Source organism: Microbacterium sp. EB106-03-03-XG65, assembly GCF_058791955.1.
The window spans coordinates 719,899-738,287 of the sequence record NZ_JBYTEB010000001.1 but is presented as its reverse complement, the minus strand read 5'-3'; the positions used below and the strand labels follow the sequence as shown (position 1 = coordinate 738,287).

16 protein-coding genes are annotated in these 18,389 nt (G+C 70.0%); 4 read left to right on the top strand and 12 right to left on the bottom strand.

From position 1 onward, the window contains the following. Nucleotides 1-18: 18 nt before the first annotated feature. From AC3WS6_RS03520 to AC3WS6_RS03505, 4 genes are all read right to left on the bottom strand, one after another. Nucleotides 19-993 carry a hypothetical protein gene (locus AC3WS6_RS03520; RefSeq protein ID WP_492499689.1) on the bottom strand — a complete coding sequence of 325 codons (975 nt, stop codon included), beginning with the start codon at nucleotides 991-993 and terminating at the stop codon, nucleotides 19-21. A gap of 134 nt (nucleotides 994-1,127) precedes the next feature. Further along, nucleotides 1,128-1,997 (bottom strand): 3-methyl-2-oxobutanoate hydroxymethyltransferase, encoded by an 870-nt coding sequence (gene panB, locus AC3WS6_RS03515; RefSeq protein WP_492499688.1) that lies wholly within the window; start codon nucleotides 1,995-1,997, stop codon nucleotides 1,128-1,130. Continuing rightward, entirely contained in the window at nucleotides 1,994-2,848 is an 855-nt protein-coding gene (panC, locus tag AC3WS6_RS03510; RefSeq protein ID WP_492499687.1) for a pantoate--beta-alanine ligase, read from the bottom strand. The genes panB and panC overlap by 4 nt, the downstream gene beginning before the upstream one ends. Continuing rightward, nucleotides 2,845-3,603 carry a DUF2520 domain-containing protein gene (locus AC3WS6_RS03505; protein WP_492499686.1) on the bottom strand — a complete coding sequence of 253 codons (759 nt, stop codon included), beginning with the start codon at nucleotides 3,601-3,603 and terminating at the stop codon, nucleotides 2,845-2,847. The genes panC and AC3WS6_RS03505 overlap by 4 nt, the downstream gene beginning before the upstream one ends. A 237-nt stretch (nucleotides 3,604-3,840) precedes the next feature. Between AC3WS6_RS03505 and AC3WS6_RS03500 the strand changes: the two genes are divergently transcribed. The 4 genes from AC3WS6_RS03500 (at nucleotide 3,841) to AC3WS6_RS03485 (ending at nucleotide 9,809) form a co-directional block, all read left to right on the top strand. After that, nucleotides 3,841-4,404, top strand: a complete 564-nt coding sequence (locus AC3WS6_RS03500) for a TetR/AcrR family transcriptional regulator (RefSeq protein ID WP_492499685.1) — start codon at nucleotides 3,841-3,843, stop codon at nucleotides 4,402-4,404. 79 nt (nucleotides 4,405-4,483) lie between these two features. Next, complete coding sequence (locus tag AC3WS6_RS03495) at nucleotides 4,484-5,899, top strand: MFS transporter (RefSeq protein ID WP_492499684.1); 1,416 nt, start codon at nucleotides 4,484-4,486, stop codon at nucleotides 5,897-5,899. Nucleotides 5,900-6,028: 129 nt separating this feature from the next. After that, a complete protein-coding gene (locus AC3WS6_RS03490; RefSeq protein WP_492499683.1) occupies nucleotides 6,029-7,525 on the top strand; it encodes a SulP family inorganic anion transporter in 1,497 nt (498 codons plus the stop codon). 382 nt (nucleotides 7,526-7,907) lie between these two features. Further along, on the top strand, nucleotides 7,908-9,809 hold the full coding sequence (locus tag AC3WS6_RS03485; protein WP_492499682.1) for a glycoside hydrolase family 127 protein: 1,902 nt from the start codon (nucleotides 7,908-7,910) through the stop codon (nucleotides 9,807-9,809). Between the two features lie 290 nt (nucleotides 9,810-10,099). On the opposite strand, the gene AC3WS6_RS03480 is transcribed toward AC3WS6_RS03485, so the two are convergent. From AC3WS6_RS03480 to AC3WS6_RS03445, 8 genes are read right to left on the bottom strand one after another with little or no spacing between them, the layout of a single operon-like run. After that, the gene (locus AC3WS6_RS03480; RefSeq protein WP_492499681.1) at nucleotides 10,100-11,569 is read right to left on the bottom strand and encodes an aldehyde dehydrogenase (NADP(+)); all 1,470 of its coding nucleotides are present in this window, start codon (nucleotides 11,567-11,569) and stop codon (nucleotides 10,100-10,102) included. Beyond that, nucleotides 11,566-13,065: an FAD-dependent oxidoreductase gene (locus AC3WS6_RS03475; RefSeq protein ID WP_492499680.1), complete on the bottom strand. Its 1,500-nt coding sequence runs from the start codon at nucleotides 13,063-13,065 to the stop codon at nucleotides 11,566-11,568. Before AC3WS6_RS03475 ends, AC3WS6_RS03480 begins: the two co-directional genes overlap by 4 nt. Next, nucleotides 13,058-13,564, bottom strand: coding sequence for a (2Fe-2S)-binding protein (locus AC3WS6_RS03470; RefSeq protein WP_492499679.1), 507 nt, complete (start codon nucleotides 13,562-13,564; stop codon nucleotides 13,058-13,060). The genes AC3WS6_RS03475 and AC3WS6_RS03470 overlap by 8 nt, the downstream gene beginning before the upstream one ends. Then, nucleotides 13,561-14,727, bottom strand: coding sequence for an NAD(P)/FAD-dependent oxidoreductase (locus AC3WS6_RS03465; RefSeq protein WP_492499678.1), 1,167 nt, complete (start codon nucleotides 14,725-14,727; stop codon nucleotides 13,561-13,563). The genes AC3WS6_RS03470 and AC3WS6_RS03465 overlap by 4 nt, the downstream gene beginning before the upstream one ends. After that, nucleotides 14,727-15,431: a GntR family transcriptional regulator gene (locus tag AC3WS6_RS03460; RefSeq protein WP_492499677.1), complete on the bottom strand. Its 705-nt coding sequence runs from the start codon at nucleotides 15,429-15,431 to the stop codon at nucleotides 14,727-14,729. The genes AC3WS6_RS03465 and AC3WS6_RS03460 overlap by 1 nt, the downstream gene beginning before the upstream one ends. Continuing rightward, entirely contained in the window at nucleotides 15,418-16,428 is a 1,011-nt protein-coding gene (locus AC3WS6_RS03455; protein ID WP_492499676.1) for an ornithine cyclodeaminase family protein, read from the bottom strand. The genes AC3WS6_RS03460 and AC3WS6_RS03455 overlap by 14 nt, the downstream gene beginning before the upstream one ends. Continuing rightward, nucleotides 16,425-17,426, bottom strand: a complete 1,002-nt coding sequence (locus AC3WS6_RS03450) for a proline racemase family protein (RefSeq protein ID WP_492499675.1) — start codon at nucleotides 17,424-17,426, stop codon at nucleotides 16,425-16,427. Before AC3WS6_RS03450 ends, AC3WS6_RS03455 begins: the two co-directional genes overlap by 4 nt. 16 nt (nucleotides 17,427-17,442) lie before the next feature. Further along, nucleotides 17,443-18,351, bottom strand: a complete 909-nt coding sequence (locus AC3WS6_RS03445) for a dihydrodipicolinate synthase family protein (RefSeq protein WP_492499674.1) — start codon at nucleotides 18,349-18,351, stop codon at nucleotides 17,443-17,445. Nucleotides 18,352-18,389: the final 38 nt, after the last annotated feature.

The window sequence follows — 18,389 nt, the reverse complement described above, 5'->3', positions numbered from 1 at the left end:
GCCAGGTGCCGACAGGAGTCAACCCCCCGCCGAGGCCCCGGCATCCGCCATGGTCACGAAGAAGCCACTCGCGAAGAACACGGTGAGCGCCGCGAGGAGAAGCACGATCCCGAGATCGACGACGGCGAGATCCGCATGCCGCTGCGCGCGCTTCGCCGCACGCCCACCTGCGACACCGAACAGGAAGCCGAGGTAGACGTACCAGTTGTAGAGCCGCACCCAGACGAGCAGCATCACGATCGACGACATCACGAACGCCCCGAAGAGGGAGACCACGAAGACCAGCTGCCCGTTCGCGATGGCCACGTTCATGAAGGCGGTGATCGGAGCGAGCAGGTGCCGCTGCATCCATTCCGTGGGGCCGGGATCGATCGACGCCCGCGCGATCTCGGCGGCCATCTGCACGCGCAGGGATTCGAGCGTCGAGCCACGGCGCTCAGACGTGAACACGGCGACCCACGTCCAGATCACGGCGACGATGGCGAGTGTCGCTTCGGCGAGGGCGATGGCGGCGCCTCGATCCCAGAGCCTCCATCGCACTGCCCGGATGACGCCGAGCGCGGCGATCACGGCGATACCCATTCCGAGTCCCAGCGCGAACCAGCTGACGATCACGTAGTAGTTGGCGAAGAGCGCCGCCGCGGCGAGCATCGCGAACACGATCAGCCACACATTCTCTGTGGAGCCGTCGCTGCTCGCCGCCCCCTTCGCGCCGCCGGAGTCGCGGATGTTGTTGATGACGATGCTGCGGTTGTCGATGTGGCGGCTGTTGTTGACTCGGATGCTGTCATCGCCTCGGATGCTGTCGGTCTGAGGGTCTGTGAGCGATGACCCGGCGAAGATCACCAGGTCGCGCGTGGCGGCATCCGGTCTGCGCGCACCTCGGCGCCGCCGACGGATCAGCTGCGTGAGCGGCGGGATGACGGCGACCGCCCCTCCCCCGATGAATGCGGAGATGCTCTGGGTCGTGATTTCAGTGAAGATGTCGGCCACGGCGCCCACTTCCTGCCCCGTCGCTCGCGAGGCCTCCCGGCGGACGATAGCCAGCCGCGCGCACGCGCAGTGCGATATATCGGAATGGGCTGCCGCGAGGGCGGTGGCCGGAGGCCGGCCGGTTGGTCGCTCGGCTAGCGCGCGGTGAGCAGCTCCTGCAGCCGCGACACCTCTTCGGCCGGCATCCCGTACGTATGCTCGGCCGCCGGATATGCGCCCGCGCGCACCTCCGCCGCGTAGGCGGCGACGCCGTCGACCGAGACGCTCCGCACGTCGGCATAGCGCTTGACGAACTTCGCTGCGGGGCCGTCGTAGATCCCGAGCAGGTCGTGGAAGACGAGCACCTGGCCGTCGGCATCCGCTCCGGCACCGATCCCGATCGTCGGAACCCGCAGCAGGGGTGCGAGCAGCGCCATGAGCTGCGCCGGAACCGCCTCGACCACGATCAGCGAGACCCCTGCCTCCTGCAGTGCGAGGGCGTCGTCAATCACGGCGAGGGCCGCCTCGGCCGTGCGGCCCTGAGCGCGGTATCCACCGAGGGCCGTGGCGGTCTGCGGCGTGAGGCCGACATGACCCACCACCGGGATGCCGGCATTCACCAGCGCGCGGGCGCGATCGACGGTCGTGCCGCCTCGCTCGATCTTGACGAGGTCGACACCCGCCTCTTTCACGAAGCGCTGTGCTGTCGCGATGGCCTGCTCGTCAGACGCCTCATACGATCCGAACGGCAGATCGCCCACCAGCAGCGCGCGCGAGAGGCCACGCCGCACAGCCTTGGTGAGCATGAGCATCTCGTCTGTCGTGACCGGCACGGTGCTGTCGTAGCCGAGCACCGTCATCGCCGCAGAATCTCCGACGAGCACCATGTCGACGCCCGCCTCCTCGGCGATCTGCGCGCTCGGGTGGTCGTACGCCGTGACCATGACGATCGGCTCGGCCGCCCCCTTCTTCGTGCCGAGGTCGCCGAGGGTCACGCGCGACGTCGGTGCGGCATGGGCGCTCATGAGGCGACCCCTCTCATCAGGTGGTTGTCGATCAGTCTGGCGGCGCCGACGCGAGCGGCCACGAGCAGAAGCGCATCGCGCTCCACAGCATCCACCGGCTCCAAGGTCTCGGCATCCCGGAGTTCCAGATACTCGGCATCGATCGCGGCGCCCTCGAGCACCGAGCGCGCGGCGGAGAGGATGCTGTCGCGGTCACGGTTCCCCGAGGCGACGACTGCGTCGGCCGCACTGAGCGCACGGTTCAGCGCGGTCGCCTGCGTGCGCGCATCCGGGTCGAGATAGACGTTGCGCGAGCTCATCGCGAGGCCGTCGGCTTCTCGTACGATCGGACACGCCACGATGCGCACGCCGAGGTCGAGGTCGCGCACGACCCGACGCACGACGAGCACCTGCTGCGCATCCTTCTGCCCGAAGAACGCGACGTCGGGCGCGACGATGCCGAACAGCTTGGTGACGACGGTGGCGACGCCGTCGAAGTGGTGCGCACCGCGGCTCGCCCCATCGAGCACCTCGGTGATGCCGGCCACGTGGATGTTCGTGGCGAAGCCGTCGGGGTAGATCTCGGGGGGCTCGGGGGCGAACAGGATGTCGACGCCCGCGGCCTCGGCGAGCGCGGCGTCACGGTGCTCATCGCGCGGGTAGGTGCTGAGGTCTTCGTTCGCGGCGAACTGGGTCGGGTTGACGAACAGCGAGACGACGACGAGGTCGTTCTGCTCGCGCGCCGCACGCATGAGCGAGAGGTGGCCGTCGTGGAAGGCGCCCATGGTCGGCACGAGTCCGACCGACCGGCCCGCCGCCTTGGCTTCGCGGACCGCGGCTCGCACCTCGGCGATCGTACGGAGGATTCTCATGCCTCGGGCTCCTCGGTGGGGGAAGTGATGGCGACGCCGGCAGTGCGCCCTGCGACCGCCCGGGTGGCGGTGGCGAGCGCGTCGAAGAGGTCTCGATACTCGGCGGATGCTGCGCGCTGCCGTGCCACGGTCGCGTCGTCGCCACGCGCGATCGGTCCCGTGAGCACGGCAACGGCGCCCGAGGCCACCCAGTTGTCGACCGTCTGCCGCACGAGCGGTGCGAGATGTGCGCGGTCGACTCCGGCATCCTTCGCGAGATCTTCGGCCGCATCGAGCACCGTGAGCACGAAGTTCGAGGCGAAGGACGCCGACGCGTGATATTCCGCGCGGTGAGCGTCGTCGACACGGAACGGATTCGCACCCAGGGCCCGCGCCAGCTGCTCCGCCACCGCGAGCGCCTCGGGGGTGCGTCCGTCGACGGCGACCCCGATGCCCCGGAAGACCCCGGACGACTCCTTCCCCGTGAAGGTCTGCAGCGGGTGGAGGCTGAAGTCGACGTCGGTGAGAGGCGTCGCACCCGAGACGTGCGCGATGAGACGAGCATGCGGTCGCGCTGCGAAGGCCACCGCCGCGATCGCCGCATCCGGTACGCAGAGCAGCGCGATATCGGCATCAGGCATCCGGTCTTCTCGACGAAGCGGCCCGAGGACGACGAAGCCCGCGGCGCGCAGGGCGCGGGCGAGTACGCCGCCGAGACGGCCGGCGCCGACGATGGCGATGGTCGTGTCAGGAGTGAGGGCAGGGATGCTGTGCATGTCGATTCCCGGGCCGAGAAGGTCGGCGCGGATGCGTCGAGTATCCGCCCGAGACAGGGTGTGCGCAAAATCTGGGAGCAGGTAGCCAAGTGCGAGTGGACGCTGGATTGACATTCTGCGCACTCATATGCGAGGAGACATGACTCTTCGCTTCGACCGCTGGGCGACCGGATCGGATCCTTCGCCCGCTCCACATGAGTGATTGACCAATCACTAACTGCGATGTACAGTCGACGCATGACCACTCGCAGCCCGATCCTCTCGACCGCAGACGTCCGCCGCCCTCTCGTCGCGGCGGCGGCGCTGACCGCGTTCGCCCGGGGTGGGTACTTCCGCACGACAGTGGCCGACGTGGCTCGCGAAGCGAAGATCTCGCCGGCCTACGTGTTCAAGCTGTACTCGAGCAAGGAGCAGCTGTTCGTCGCGGCACTCGACACGTGCTTCGAGCGGATCGTCGAGGCCCTGGATGCCGGAGCCGACACCGCCGAATCGCCGCGGCCCGACGATGTGCTCGACGCGATGGGCGAGGCCTACGCCGACCTGATCCGCGACCGCTCGCTGCTCATGCTGCAGGTGCACGCCCAGTCGGCAGCGGAGACGCCCGAGATCGGGGACGCGCTCCGCGCGGGACTCGCGAAGGTGACCGAGTTCGTGCGGCAGCGGTCGGCGGGGAGCGACGACGCCGTGCAGCGCTTCATCGCCTACGGGCAGCTCTGCCACCTGATCGTCACCGCCCGCGTCGACGAGAGCAGCGCGCCGTGGGCGAAGATCGTCGCGCACGGCATCCGTCACCCCGAGTGAGCCGCCCCCTCCCGCCTCCCTTTTTCATGCCTTCAAGAGTGAGTGATCACTCACTAACCATCAGACGAAGGAGATCATCATGACCCTCACCAGCCCCACCCCCACCGCGACGGTACGCAGCGACCGACGCTGGCTCGCGTTGAGCTTCCTCGCTCTCGCCCAGTTCCTCGTCGTGCTCGATGCGTCGATCGTGAACATCGCCCTGCCGGTGCTCGGCGCGCAGCTCGCCATGAGCACCGCGGCTCTCGCCTGGGTGATCACGGCCTATGTGCTCGCATTCGGCGGCCTGCTGCTGCTCGGCGGACGCCTGGCCGACCGCTACGGCCACCGCCGCATCTTCCTGCTCGGCGTGGTCGGGTTCGTCGCGGCATCCGCTCTGGCGGGGTTGTCGTTCTCGAGCGAGATGCTGCTCGCGGCTCGTGCACTGCAGGGTGCCTCGGCGGCGCTGCTCGCCCCGTCGGCGCTCGCCCTGCTGACCCAGCTCTTCCCCGACTCCCGCGATCGCTCGAAGGCCCTCGGCGTGTGGGGCGGGGTGGCCGGCATCGGCTCGGCCGCAGGCGTGCTCCTCGGCGGCGTGCTCACCGCGACGTTCGGATGGCAGTCGGTGTTCTTCGTGAACGTACCCGTCGGCATCCTGGTGCTCGTCGCCGTGCCGCTGCTGATCTCGCGTGACACCGCATCGGATGCCGGAAGGCTCGACGTGTGGGGTGCGGTCACCATCACCGGCACCCTGGTCGCCGTGGTCGGGGCGCTCAGCGCGGTCGAACAGGTCGGAATCGCACATCCACTCCCGCTCGGTCTGCTCGTCGCCGCGGCGGCCCTCGGCGCAGCGTTCGTCGCGATCGAGCGGCGCACGGCATCCCCGCTGGTGCCGCTCTCCGTGTTCCGCAACCGCAACCTCTCGCTCGGCAATGCGGTCGTGCTGCTCGTCGGCGCGGGCATGGTCGCGCTGTTCTTCGCCCTGTCGGTCTACATGCAGGCCGTGCTTGGGTACGACGCGCTCACCACCGGGCTCTCGCAGCTTCCGCTCGCCGGCGCTCTCGTGGTCGTCGCCGGAGTCGTGCCCGCGCTCGTGCAGCGCATCGGGCTCAAGACGACACTGGTCGGATCGCTGCTCGTCCTGGCTGCGGGCCTCGTGTGGCTGTCGTTCGCGTCCGCGGATGCCGGATTCGTCGCGCAGCTGCTCGGACCCACCCTGCTGATCGGCATCGGTCTCGGTGGCGCGTTCGTCACCGCCACGCAGCTGTCGGTCGACGGGGTCGAGGGCTGGGAGGCCGGGCTCGCGGGCGGTCTCGTGAACACCAGTCAGCAGATCGGTGGCGCACTGGGGCTCGCCGTGCTCGGCACCGTGGCGTCGCTGCGGACCGAATCGCTGAGCGCGGCCGGCGTCGAGACGCCCGAGGCCCTCACGGGCGGATTCTCGTGGCTGTTCCTCGGGGCCGCGGCCATCACCGTGGTCGGCGCCGTCGTCGCCGGGTTCTCGCGCAAGGGGTGACGGCACCCCGGGGCGCTCCGTACGCCGATCTCAGACGACGGCGGATGCCGGGCGGCCGTGAGCCCCCGGCATCCGCCGTACCCTTGAGTGTCCTGCCCCATCCCCGGGCACCTTCTCTGGAGCATCCCCATGTCTGCACTCGCGGTCGATGATCGTGCGCGCTACCGCGCGAAGCCCTCTGTGCTCGACGCCCTGAAGAGCCCCCGGATGCTGACGCGCGAGGTTCTCGCGGGTCTGGTCGTGGGTCTCGCGCTGATCCCCGAGGCGATCGCGTTCTCGGTGATCGCGGGGGTCGACCCGAAGGTCGGCCTCTTCTCGTCGTTCATCATGGCCGTGTCGATCGCGTTCCTCGGCGGACGCCCGGCGATGGTCACCGCGGCGACCGGCGCCGTGGCTCTCGTGATCGCCCCCGTCGCGCCGACCTACGGCCTCGACTACTTCATCGCGACCGTGATTCTGGCGGGCATCTTCCAGGTGATCCTGGGCGTGCTGGGCGTGGCGAAGCTCATGCGCTTCATCCCGCGCAGCGTCATGGTCGGTTTCGTCAACGCGCTCGCGATCTTCGTGTTCAGCTCGCAGTTCCCGCAGCTGATCGACGTCCCGTGGCTGGTGTATCCGCTGGTCGCGCTCGGAATCGTCGTCATGATCGTGATGCCGAAGATCACGAAGATCGTGCCTGCGCCGCTCGTGTCGGTGATCATCGTGACCGCGGTCGTGCTGACGATGGGTATCGCCGTGCCGACCGTCGGCGACCAGGGCGAGCTGCCGACGAGCCTGCCGTCGCTCTTCCTGCCCGACATCCCGTGGACATGGGAGACCTTCGGCATCATCGCGCCGTTCGCGCTCGGTGTCGCGCTGGTCGGGCTCATGGAGTCGCTGCTCACCGCGAAGCTCGTCGACGAGATCACCGACACCCACTCGAACAAGAGCCGGGAGTCGTGGGCTCAGGGCGTCGCGAACATGCTCTCGGGATTCTTCGGCGGCATGGGCGGATGCGCGGTGATCGGCCAGACGATGATCAACGTGAAGGCATCCGGTGCGCGCACCCGCATCTCGACCTTCTTCGCGGGCGTCTTCCTGTTCCTGCTCGTCGTGGTGTTCGGCGACTTCGTCGGCACGATCCCGATGGCGGCGCTCGTCGCAGTCATGATCATGGTCGCGATCGGCGCGTTCGACTGGCACAGCGTCAAGCCTTCGACCCTCAGGCGGATGCCGAAGAGCGAGACGTTCGTGATGGTCGCCACAGTCGTGCTGGTGCTGCTGACGCACAACCTCGCGATCGGCGTCGTCGGCGGTGTGCTCGTCGCCTCGGTGCTGTTCGTGCGGCGGGTGGCGCACTTCGTGTCGGTGTCGCGGACTGTCGCCGATGACGTCGTCACCTACACCGTGACGGGTGAGCTGTTCTTCGCCTCGAGCAACGACCTGACGACGCTGTTCTCGTACCCGGATGACCCTGATCGCATCGTCATCGACCTCACCGGATCGCACATCTGGGATGCCTCGACGGTCGCGGCGCTGGACGCGATCGAGACGAAGTATGCGGCTCTCGGGAAGACCGTCGAGATCGTCGGGATGAACGAGAGCAGCCAGAGGATGCGGGGAAGGCTGACCGGCGGGTTCGAGTAGCGCGGCGGGCGATCCACCCCGGTGAATCGGCCATCTCCGGTCGAGACCCACCGTTCGCAGCGAGACCCACCGCCAGGACACGGGTCTCATCACCGTCGGCGGGTCTCGCCGTACGCCGGCCGCAACCGCCACCGCTCGCAGCGAGACCAACCGTTCGCAGCGAGACCCACCGCCGCGACACGGGTCTCGTCACGGGGAAGGGGTTTCGGTGGAAGAGCGGCGTGCTTCGCGCCGTCGATGGCCGCGAAGAGGGCGCCTCCACCCGCGGGCGGCCAAGCAGCACTCCGGCATTCTGGAAAAGTCTAGTCCGATCGGGGCTGTACAAGTACAATTGCACTCGCGACGAGAGGTGCCGCATCGCGCCTCGGAGAAGAGTCACGACATGCCCGAGACCCCCACGACCGCCCCCGCCCCGGTCGGCTCCGCAGCGCACGGACTGCGCCGCCCCCTGCACTCCGCGCCTCTGATCGAACGCGGACTCGTGCACGAGTGGCACCGGCGCAACCGGCAGGTCACACTGCCGCACGGCATTCGGATGCTCGAGGAGTACGGCACGCTCGAGAATCTGCGGCGACTCACGGGTGAGTCCGACGCCGAGTTCCGAGGCATGCTGTTCGCCGACTCCGACATCTACAAGACCCTCGAGGCCGCGGCGTGGGAACTCGGACGCGAGGAGGATGCCGGCATCCGGGCGTTCTTCGACGCCGCCGTCGCACTCATCGAGCGAGCACAGCAGGACGACGGCTACCTCGACTCGGCCTACCTCCGGCGCGACGACCGTCAGCCGTGGAGCGACTTCGCCCAGGGTCATGAGCTCTACTGCCTCGGCCACCTCATCCAGGCCGCGGTCGGCGCGCACCGCGCGATCGGCGACGACCGTCTGCTGCGGGTCGCCGAGCGGTTCGTCGACCACGCCGTCGCCCGGTTCGGTGCCGATGACGCGGTCGAGTACTGCGGGCATCCGCTCATCGAAGCCGCGCTCGTCGAGCTGCACCGCACGACCGGTGCCGACGCGCCGCTCGCGCTCGCCCAGGCATTCGTGCGCCGACGCGGTTCGGGATTCCTCGGCGGAGTGACGTTCGGCGCGGAGTACTACCAAGACGAGCAGCCCGCGCTGCAGGCCACCCGCATGCGCGGACATGCGGTGCGAGCGCTCTACCTGAACCAGGGCATCACCGACCTGTACCTCGAGACCGGCGACGTCACGATGCTCGACACCATGCGCACCCAGTGGGACGACCTCGTCTCGCGCCGCATGTACGTCACCGGCGGCACGGGCGCCCGACACGAAGACGAGGCATTCGGCGAGGCGTTCGAGCTGCCGCCCGATCGCGCATACGCCGAGACCTGCGCGGGAGTCGCGCTCTTCGGCTGGGCCTGGCGCATGTACCTGGCGACCGGCGAGGCCCGGTTCATGGATGCGGGCGAGACGGCCCTCTACAACGTCGTCGCCGCGGGCATCTCGACCGACGGAGACTCGTTCACGTACGTCAATCCACTGCAGGTGCGCGACGAGCGACCCTACGGCGGCGCGGAACCCGCCGGGCGGCGACGCTGGTTCAGCTGCGCCTGCTGCCCGCCGAACCTCATGCGCACGTTCGCCGCCCTCGAACACCACGTCGCGGCGGAGCGTCCCGACGGCCTCGACATCGTGCTCTACGCCTCAGCCACCGTGCAGGCCCACGGGGCAGCGGTCACGATCGACACCGCGTATCCGGCGGAGGGCACCATCCGCATCAGTGTGCGCGGAGACGCCGTCGCCGGCCGCCGACGACTGGCTCTTCGCGTGCCGGAGTGGGTGTCGGGCCGGGCGGTGACGCTGCTGCGGGGTGGCGAATCCGTGGACGCAGACGTGGACGAGGGGTGGATCGTGATCGACGACGCGCTCGTCGACGGCACCGAGATCGAGCTGCGGCTGCCGGTGGAGGTCGACGTCATCCACCCGCACCCGCTGATCGACGCGGTACGCGGAACCGTCGCCGTGCGCCGTGGACCGGTCGTCTACTGCGCGGTCGGCGACGTCGACGACCTGATCGTCGAGCCCGATGCTCTGGCCGCCACGCCCGTCGCGGGGTCGGCTGCGGGTGGTGATGGTGCGCGAGGGCTCCTCGGCCCGCGGATCACCGTCGCGGCGCACCGGGCGGACGCCGGCGATGCGCAGGCGCTGTATGCACGCGAGGTCGACCGCGCAGCATCCGAGGAGATCGTCGTCGAGCTGCGCCCGTTCGCGGAGTTCGACGGCGGAACCGCGATGCGGGTGTGGATGCCGACGGCGCGGCGCTGAGCAGCCCCGGGGTGCGGGGCCGAAAACGCATCCGAAACGGGCCCCCGGGATGCGAAAGTGACCACCCACCACGGATCCGACGATGCGGGGCCAAAAACGCATCGCACCGAACACGCGACGGGGTGCGGGGCCAAAAACGCATCCGAAACGGGCCCCCGGGATGCGGAATTGACCACCCACCACGAGCAGCACCGACGCGGGGCCGGAAACGCACGCATACGCGCCGGATGCGGAGCATGCGGCGACCGGCGGGGCCGACCGGCGCCGGCGCGGTCGGCCCCCGCGGTGCGTCAGGGCTGGATCAGGATGCCGTCGACGCGGCGCGCGATGCCGAGGGGGTTCGCCTCTTTGAGGGCATCCGGCAGCAGGCCCTCGGGGACGTTCTGGTAGGCCACGGGCCGCAGGAACCGCGTGATCGCCGCCATCCCCACCGAGGTCGTGCCGACAGCGGTCGTCGCCGGGTACGGGCCGCCGTGCTGCTGCGCCCAGGTCACCGACACTCCGGTGGGCCACTGGTTCCAGAGCACGCGTCCCGCACGCTCCGAGAGCTTGGGGAGAAGATCCACGGCGATCTCGTCGTGGTCCACGCCGATGATCGTCGCGGTCAGCTGCCCCTCGAGGCGGTCGGCGATCTCGAGCAGCTCGCTCTCGTCGTCATAGGTCACCACGAGCGCTGCGGGACCGAACATCTCGCTCATCAGCGTGTGCATCTCGGCGCGCAGCGTCTCGATCGACGTGGCGAGCAGCACGGGCGACGGAGCATCCGCATCCGCACCGGCATCCGCACCGGCAGAGAGCGTGCGCACGCCCGCGACTCCCCGGGTCGAGGCGAGCGAGTCGCGGAAGCCGCTCTCGATCCCGCCGTTCAGCAATGCGGATGCGGCCGGCAGCTGCTGGGCCTCGAGCTCCGAGACGATCGACGAGCCGGTCGGAACGAAGAGCACTCCGGGCTTGGTGCAGAGCTGTCCGGCGCTGCCGGTGACCGAGGCGACGAAGTCGCGGGCGATGCCGGCAGCATCCCTCTCGGCCGCACGCCGCGTCACGAAGGCGGGGTTCGTGCTGCCGAGCTCTCCGTAGAACGGGATCGGCTCGGGTCGGCTCGAGGCGATGTCGAACAGGGCACGCCCGCCGCGCACCGATCCGGTGAACGCCGCGGCCTTGATTCCGGATGCTCGCAGAGCACGCACGCCCGCCTCGGTGCCGTGGATCGTCTGGAAGAGACCGTCGGGCGCACCGGCCGCGGCGAGGGCGTCGATCACGACGGCAGACGTCGCGTCGGACAGCTCGGGGTGTCCGTGATGCGCCTTGAGCACCACGGCGTTGCCCGCGGCGAGCGCACTCGCGGTGTCTCCTCCTGCGACGGAGAACGCGAACGGGAAGTTGCTCGCGGCGAAGACGAGCGTCGCGCCGATGGGCTCGAGCTGCCGGCGCAGGTCTGGGCGCGGGGCGCCCATCGGCCACTCGGCATCGGCGTGATCGATGCGGGCGTCGAGCCAGAGGCCTTCGGGCAGCATCTCGGCGAACATGCGCAGCTGGAAGCTCGTGCGACGCAGTTCGCCCCGCAGTCGCGGCTCGGCCAGGTGCGTCTCGCGCTGCGCGATCGGGATGAGCTCGTCGGCGTGCTGGTCGAGGGCGTCCGCCACGGCGACGAGCGCACGGCTGCGCTCGTCGATGCCGGCCTTCTTCCACTGCTCGGATGCGCGGACCGCGCGATCGATGATCTGGTCGACGCTGTCGTCTGACGTGTCGTGCATGGTCATGACTCCTCCTGGTTCGGGTGGTGCGGCACGAGCGCGGCGAGATCGCCGAGCGACACGGGCACGCCCACCTGTCGATTGGTCAAGGATTCGAGGGCGGGGGCGTCGACGACGCCTCCGGTGCCGGTGGCGACGAGCTTCGAGAGGGCGAATCCGCACACCCTCCCCTGGCAGAGCCCCATTCCGGGGCGCGCGGTGACGCGAACGTCTCTGGCGTCGTCGGCGCGGAGTCCGTCGACGGCATCCGTCACCTCGGCCGCGGTCACCTCTTCGCAGCGGCAGATGTGGGTCTCGGGGGTCAGCCACTGGTCCCACGCCTCGGGCACGGGACTGGCTCGGTGCATGCCGACCGCGAAGCGCCGTCCCCGACGCAGACGCCGACGATGCCGCGCCATCCGTCGCGCGTCGGTCGTGACGCCGAGGTCCTGTGCGACTGCGGCTCCCGCGAGCTCTCCCTCGGCGCATGACGCGATGGCTCCGCCGATGCCGGTGACCTCGCCCGCCGCGAAGACGAGTGGATCGGATGCGCGCAGGTCGTCGTCGACGTCGATCACGAGCGATCCGTCGACATCGATGCGGGTGCGCAGCCCCAGGCCGACGGCCAGCTCGAGCTGCGGCGTAAAGCCCCACCCGAACGCGACGAGGTCGGCGGTCACGGTGCGCGTCGACCCCGGACGCACGCGCCCTCTGCCGTCGACGCGGGCCAGCTCGACCTCGGACACCCGCCCGGTGCCGCGCACGGCCGTGACGATCGTGCGCGTGCGCAGGGGCACCCGGTGGCGTAGGAACGTGGCGGCATACTGCGCGCCCTCCCACAGCTTGCCCGGCTCCTGCAGCGCACGCAGCGGAGTGGCCGCCCAGCGGGACAGGGCGTTGGCGTCGACCACTTCGACCACCTCGACCCCGGCCTCGGCGAGACCCGCGGCGACCGACAGGAGGAACGGTCCGGTGCCCGCGACCACGGCACGACGCCCGGCCCGCACCTGGTTGGCCTTGAGCATCGCCTGCACGCCACCCGCAGCCATGACCCCGGGCAGCGTCCATCCGGGCACGGGCAGCTGCCGGTCGTAGGCGCCGGTCGCGATCACGAGTCGACGCGCCCACGTGGTGCGTTCGGCGAGGGGAAGGGTGTCGGCGCCGCTCACGGCACTGGTGCGCAGCGCCACCCGGTCGCCGAAGCCGTCGGTGCGCCACACCTGGCGTCCGGCGAGATGCCGGATGCGACCGGATGCCACGGATGCGGCGAGCCGCTCGCGCAGGTCGGTGTAGTGCTTCCAGTGGTGGTGGCCGGTGCTCTCGGGCGCCGCGAAGGCGTCGCGGTGGCGCTCGTCGGGGTGGCGCCAGTACTGTCCGCCGGTCTGGCGACCCGCGTCGATCAGCACGACCTGCAGGCCGTGTTCGGCGGCGACGATCGCCGCGCTCAGACCCGCGGGCCCCGCGCCGACGACTGCGACATCGGCGAGCGGCAGATCGGATGCCGGCATGCTCTGCTCAGACATGAGGCTCCTGCTCACTCGGGCGGGCGGGCTCGGGCCGCGCGGAAGGATCCGATATACCGGTGGGTGCGGGCGGCGCGGCGGGTGCGGGCGGCGCGGCGGGTGCGGGCGGCGTGGCGGGTGCAGGCGGGCGGGCGACCTCGCCCAGCTCTGAAACCTCGAGCAGCTCGGCCAGCGCCAGCGGTTCCTCGGGATCGGAGCTCTGCACGATCTGCCCCGCGCACGCCTCGACCAGGCAGGCGCGCTGGCTGCGCACCCCGTCGACCGTCACGAGGCAGTCGAAGCACACCCCGATGCCGCAGAACAGCCCGCGGGGGGCGTGGTCGCGCCGGGTGGTGCGCCACGAGACGATGCCGGCCCCGGCAAGTGCCCCGCCGATCGTCTGGCCCGGCGTGAACGGCACCCGGGTGCCGTCGAACTCGATACCGGCGTCAGCCGGGGCGACGGGCGCGCCGTCGAGTGCGCCGCCGGGTGCGGTGTCGTCTGTGCGCGTGCGGGTCATGCGGCGACGAGTCCTTCGAGTCGTTCGGGGCGGAAGGGAGTCAGGTCGAGGTCTGTCGCCTGTGACCGCAGCGCCTGCGAGAGCAGCTTGCCGGTGCCGACGGACAGGCCGACACCCGCACCCTCGTGTCCCGCAGCGTGCCAGAGTCCCGGCATCCGGGCGTCCTCCCCGATCGCGGGAAGGTGATCGGGGCAGTACGGGCGGAATCCCGAGTACGCACGCTGCACCCCCACGTCGCGCAGCGCCGGGAAGAGCCCCAGTCCGCTCGCCGCGATGCGTGCGACCGCCTCGGCCGAGAACGACCGATCGAATCCGACGCGCTCGCGGCTGGCGCCGAGCAGGATCGTGCCGCTCGGGGTGCCCTCGACGACCGGTGAGACCTGGAGCCCGGCATCCGAGCTCGCGACATCGCCGACGTACTCGGCGGCGTAGACCTTGTGGTGCACCGTGATCGGCACAGGCTCGGTGACCAGCACGAAGCCGCGTCGGGGCAGCACGGGCAGGTGGACTCCGGCGAGCGCCGCCACCTCGCCGCTCCACGGGCCTGCGCAGTTGACCACGGCGTCGGCCGAGATGCGGCCGAGAGACGTGTCGACTCCGACCGCACGACCACGGTCGGTGAGGATGCTGTGCACCGAGGTTCTGGTGTGCAGCTCGGCGCCATGGGCGATCGCGAGCTTCAACAGGTGGTGGGTGGCCAGCAGTGGCTGCACCTGCGCGTCGTCGGGGTAGAACGCGCCGCCGACGAGTGCGGGATTGATGTAGGGCTCGACCTCACGCAGCCCGGCGTTGCCGTCGATCATCTCGGCCCGGATGCCCAGCTCGCGCTGATGCTCGACGAGGGCTGCGAGCCCCGCCATGCTGCCCGCGCTGCCGGCGACCACGAGACCGCCCTTGGATTCGAACTCCCACAGGTGGGCATGCTCGACGAGATCCTCCCGCCACACACGCTGCGAATAGAGCGACAGCTCGAGCTCGGGACCCACCTCCTTGTCGGAGACGAGGATGTTGCCTTCGCACCGGCTGCTGGTTCCCGAGGCGATCGACCCGCGCTCGACGACGATGGTGCGGAGCCCGGATGCTGCCGCGAAATACGCCGTCGCGGCACCGACGACTCCCGCCCCGACGATCACGACGTCGGCGCGTGCTGTCGATCGAGCCACTAGCCGTTCGCCTCCGCGGGGTGGGGTTCGCCCACCGTGTGCCCCGACCAGTCGCCGCGCACGTGCTCGATGTGCGAGAACACGAGGTCGCGCGCCTTGACGGCGTCGCGCGCCTCGATCGCATCCATGATCGTGTGGTGCTCCTTGGCGGAACTCGTGAGGTGACCCCGCTCATAGAGCTCGGCGAGGCCGAACAGGCGCGTCTGCGAGCGCAGGGACTGCACGAGCTGGGTGAGCCTGGCGTTGCCCGCATACTGCAGGATCGCGAGGTGGAAGTCGCTGTCGGCGCTGAGGTACTCGACGAGGTCGCCGCGCTCGGCCGCGACGACGATCTCCTCAGCCTTGCCGCGGAGCTCGGCGAACGCGCTCTCGGGGATCAGCGGGGTCGCCTTCTCGACTGCGGGCGGCTCGAGGAAAAGGCGCAGCTCGGTGACCTCGGCCAGGTCGTGCGACGACACCTCGGTCACGCGGAAGCCGCGGTTGGGCATTGCGACGACGAGGCCTTCGCGCACCAGGTCGAGCATCGCCTCGCGGATCGGGGTGGCCGACGTGCCGAACTCCTCGCCGAGGCTCGGCGCCGAGTACACCCGCCCGGGCTGCATCTCGCCGCTGATGATCGCCGAGCGCAGGGCACGGGTGACCGTGTCGCGAACGCTGGGCTGCTTGCTGAGCCGTACGAGGCTGCGCGTGTCAGTTCCGGACATCTGTGTTCCCTCTCTGAGGCGATGCATCGGCGCCGAGCGCCGACTTCAGGATCCTCGCCACGACGGCGAGATCCTCCCAGCTCATTCCGACGCCCGTATAGACAGCCGGCCGAGCCTCACGGCGCACGAACGCACCCGCCTCCAACTCTCGCAGATTCATCACACACTGCGCACCTGCCTGCCAGTCGGCGAGCGGTCGGGCCTGCAGCAGGTTGCCGTTCTCGCGCAGGGCCGACGCCCGGGCCTCGACGACCAGATCGGCGTCGGTCACCAGGTCGGCGGCCAGTTCGCGATGACCGATGCCGTGCGAGCCGACGGCCGCGACCACGGCATGGTCGCCGACATCGCCTCGGCTGAGAACAGGCGTGCTCGACGAGGTCGCGGTGATCACGACGTCGGCGGCACGCAGCGCGCCTGCTTCGACATCCTCTGCGCGAACGGCCTCGGCCCGGATGCCGTCGGCTCTCAGCCGCTCGACGAGTTCGGCCGTGCGACTCGGCGTGCGCCCCACGATGCTCACGACACCCACCGGCAGCAGGTCGGCGAGTGTGCGCACATGCGACTCGGCCTGCGGGCCCGAGCCGAGCACGGCGAGCGAATCGATGCTCTGCTTCGCTCCCCGGGCGTCGGCCCGCAGCATCCCCCTGATCGCGACCGCCGTGACCGCGGGCGTGCGAAGAGTGGTGAGGTGGGCACCCTCGAGGATCGCGAGCGGGCTCAGCGTCGCGGCGTCGAACACCAGATACCAGGCCTGGATCTTCGGGAGGCCTCGCTCGGTGTTGCGCGGCGCGATCGTGACGACCTTGATGCCCGCGTGCTCGGGCGACTGGGTCGGCATGAGCAGGAACTCGCCGCTGTCGAGCGGGCTGAACAGGCGCGGGGCGTCGGACTCGATGTCGACCCCGTCGCGCAACGCCTGTGCGATGGCCTCGACCGCGCCTCGACGGTCGATCGCCGCGTCGATCTCGTCGACGCCGATCACGGGAACAGAGGTCACAGCACGAACCCCTGCGGGAACGGATCGCTCGGGTCGAGCATGTACTGGGCGGTCCCGGTGACCCACGCCCGACCGGTGATGGTCGGGATGACGGCAGGGATGCCGGCGACCTCGGTCGTCTCGACGAGTCGACCGGTGAAGCTCGTGCCGATGAACGACTCGTTGACGAAGTCCTGGTCGAGCGGCAGCTCGCCGCGGGCATGCAGCTGCGCCATGCGGGCGCTCGTGCCGGTGCCGCAGGGCGAGCGGTCGAACCATCCGGGATAGATCGCCATCGCATGCCGCGAGTGCAGCGCGGTGGATCCCGGCGCCTTCAGATACACGTGATGGCATCCGCGGATGGTCGGGTCGACCGGATGCACCGGCTCGCCCTGCGCCTCGATCGCCCCCATGATCGCGAGCCCGGCCGCGAGCAGCTCGTCTTTGTGCGCGCGGTCGAACGGCAGGCCGATCTGCTCGAGCGAGACGATCGCATAGAAGTTGCCTCCGAACGCGAGGTCGTATTCGACGGCTCCGACCCCGGGCACGTCGACGACCTGGTCGAGCGCCACGACGAACGACGGCACGTTGCGCAGAGTCACGCTGTCGGCGTGCCCGTCGGAGACGTGCACCTCGGCGATCACGAGGCCCGCAGGCGTGTCGAGGCGGATCGTGGTGACCGGCTCGACGACCGGGACCATGCCCGTCTCGACGAGCACGGTCGCCACTCCGATCGTGCCGTGCCCGCACATGGGCAGGCACCCGGACACCTCGATGTAGAGCACGCCGAAGTCGGCATCCGGTCGCGTCGGCGGCTGCAGGATCGCACCGCTCATGGCGCTGTGGCCACGGGGCTCGTTCATGAGCAGCAGACGCAGGTCATCGCTGTTCGCCATGAACCACTGCCGGCGCTCCTCCATGGTCGACCCCGGCATCACTCCGACGCCGCCGACGATCACGCGCGTCGGCATCCCCTCGGTGTGGGAGTCGACGGCGTGGAAGACGCGTTGTGCTCGCATGTGGTGTGTCTCCGGATCAGCGGTAGCCCTTGGCCAGAACGGCCTCGGTGTCGGCGATGATACGCGTGCGCACGTCGTCGGGAAGCGGCAGGCGCGGCGGGCGCGTCGTGATGCCGGCGGGGGCGACACCCGCGACCTCCTGCGAGAGCTTGATGGCCTGCACGAACCAGGTCTTCGAGTCCCAGCGCAGCAGCGGGTGCAGGTCGCGGTACATCTCGTGCGCCTTGGCCCAGCTGGCGGGGTCGCCCGAGGTCGAGAGGTTGTAGAGCTCGACGGTCGATGCCGGGATCGCGTTGGGGTAGCCGGCCACCCAGCCGACCGCGCCGTTGATGCCGAGCTCGAGCACGACGTCGTCGGAGCCGATCGAGATGTCGAGGCCCGGCGCGAGCTCGCGGATCGCGTAGGCGTTGCGCACGTCTCCCGAGAACTCCTTGACCGAGACGATCAGGCCCTCGTCGAACAGGCGCGCGAGCAGCTCGGGACGGAGGTCGATCTTGGTGTCGATCGGGTTGTTGTACGCGAGGATCGGCAGGCCCACGGCGGCCACGCGGCGGTAGTGGTCGACGACCTCGTCATCGCTCGCGCGGTACGCGTTCGGGGGCAGCAGCATGACCGCGGGGGCGCCGTGCTCGGCGGCGTGCTCGGTGTAGAGCACGCTCTCCAGCGCTCCGTAGGCGCCGACACCGGGGATCACGGCCACGCCCTCGGGCGCCGCCTCGACCGCGGTGAGGTACACGCGCTTGCGCTCCTCCTCGGTGAGCGTCTGGTACTCACCGAGCGAGCCGTTCGGGATGATGCCCGTCACACCGTTGTCGGTGGTGAAGCGGATGTGCTCGGCATACGCGTCGTAGTTGACGGAGAGATCGGGATTGATCGGCAGGGTCGTGGCGAGGTTGACGCCGTGCCACGGCTTCTTTTCGGTCATGAGTCAGAACTCCTGTGCTGTCGGCGCCCCTCGGCACC

Coding starts and splice junctions, on each gene's coding strand:
- panB (WP_492499688.1), bottom strand. CDS start 1,997: ATGAGCGCCCATGCCGCACCGACGTCGCGCGTGACCCTCGGCGACCTC.
- panC (WP_492499687.1), bottom strand. CDS start 2,848: ATGAGAATCCTCCGTACGATCGCCGAGGTGCGAGCCGCGGTCCGCGAA.
- AC3WS6_RS03505 (WP_492499686.1), bottom strand. CDS start 3,603: ATGCACAGCATCCCTGCCCTCACTCCTGACACGACCATCGCCATCGTC.
- AC3WS6_RS03500 (WP_492499685.1), top strand. CDS start 3,841: ATGACCACTCGCAGCCCGATCCTCTCGACCGCAGACGTCCGCCGCCCT.
- AC3WS6_RS03495 (WP_492499684.1), top strand. CDS start 4,484: ATGACCCTCACCAGCCCCACCCCCACCGCGACGGTACGCAGCGACCGA.
- AC3WS6_RS03490 (WP_492499683.1), top strand. CDS start 6,029: ATGTCTGCACTCGCGGTCGATGATCGTGCGCGCTACCGCGCGAAGCCC.
- AC3WS6_RS03485 (WP_492499682.1), top strand. CDS start 7,908: ATGCCCGAGACCCCCACGACCGCCCCCGCCCCGGTCGGCTCCGCAGCG.
- AC3WS6_RS03480 (WP_492499681.1), bottom strand. CDS start 11,569: ATGACCATGCACGACACGTCAGACGACAGCGTCGACCAGATCATCGAT.
- AC3WS6_RS03475 (WP_492499680.1), bottom strand. CDS start 13,065: ATGTCTGAGCAGAGCATGCCGGCATCCGATCTGCCGCTCGCCGATGTC.
- AC3WS6_RS03470 (WP_492499679.1), bottom strand. CDS start 13,564: ATGACCCGCACGCGCACAGACGACACCGCACCCGGCGGCGCACTCGAC.
- AC3WS6_RS03460 (WP_492499677.1), bottom strand. CDS start 15,431: ATGTCCGGAACTGACACGCGCAGCCTCGTACGGCTCAGCAAGCAGCCC.
- AC3WS6_RS03450 (WP_492499675.1), bottom strand. CDS start 17,426: ATGCGAGCACAACGCGTCTTCCACGCCGTCGACTCCCACACCGAGGGG.
- AC3WS6_RS03445 (WP_492499674.1), bottom strand. CDS start 18,351: ATGACCGAAAAGAAGCCGTGGCACGGCGTCAACCTCGCCACGACCCTG.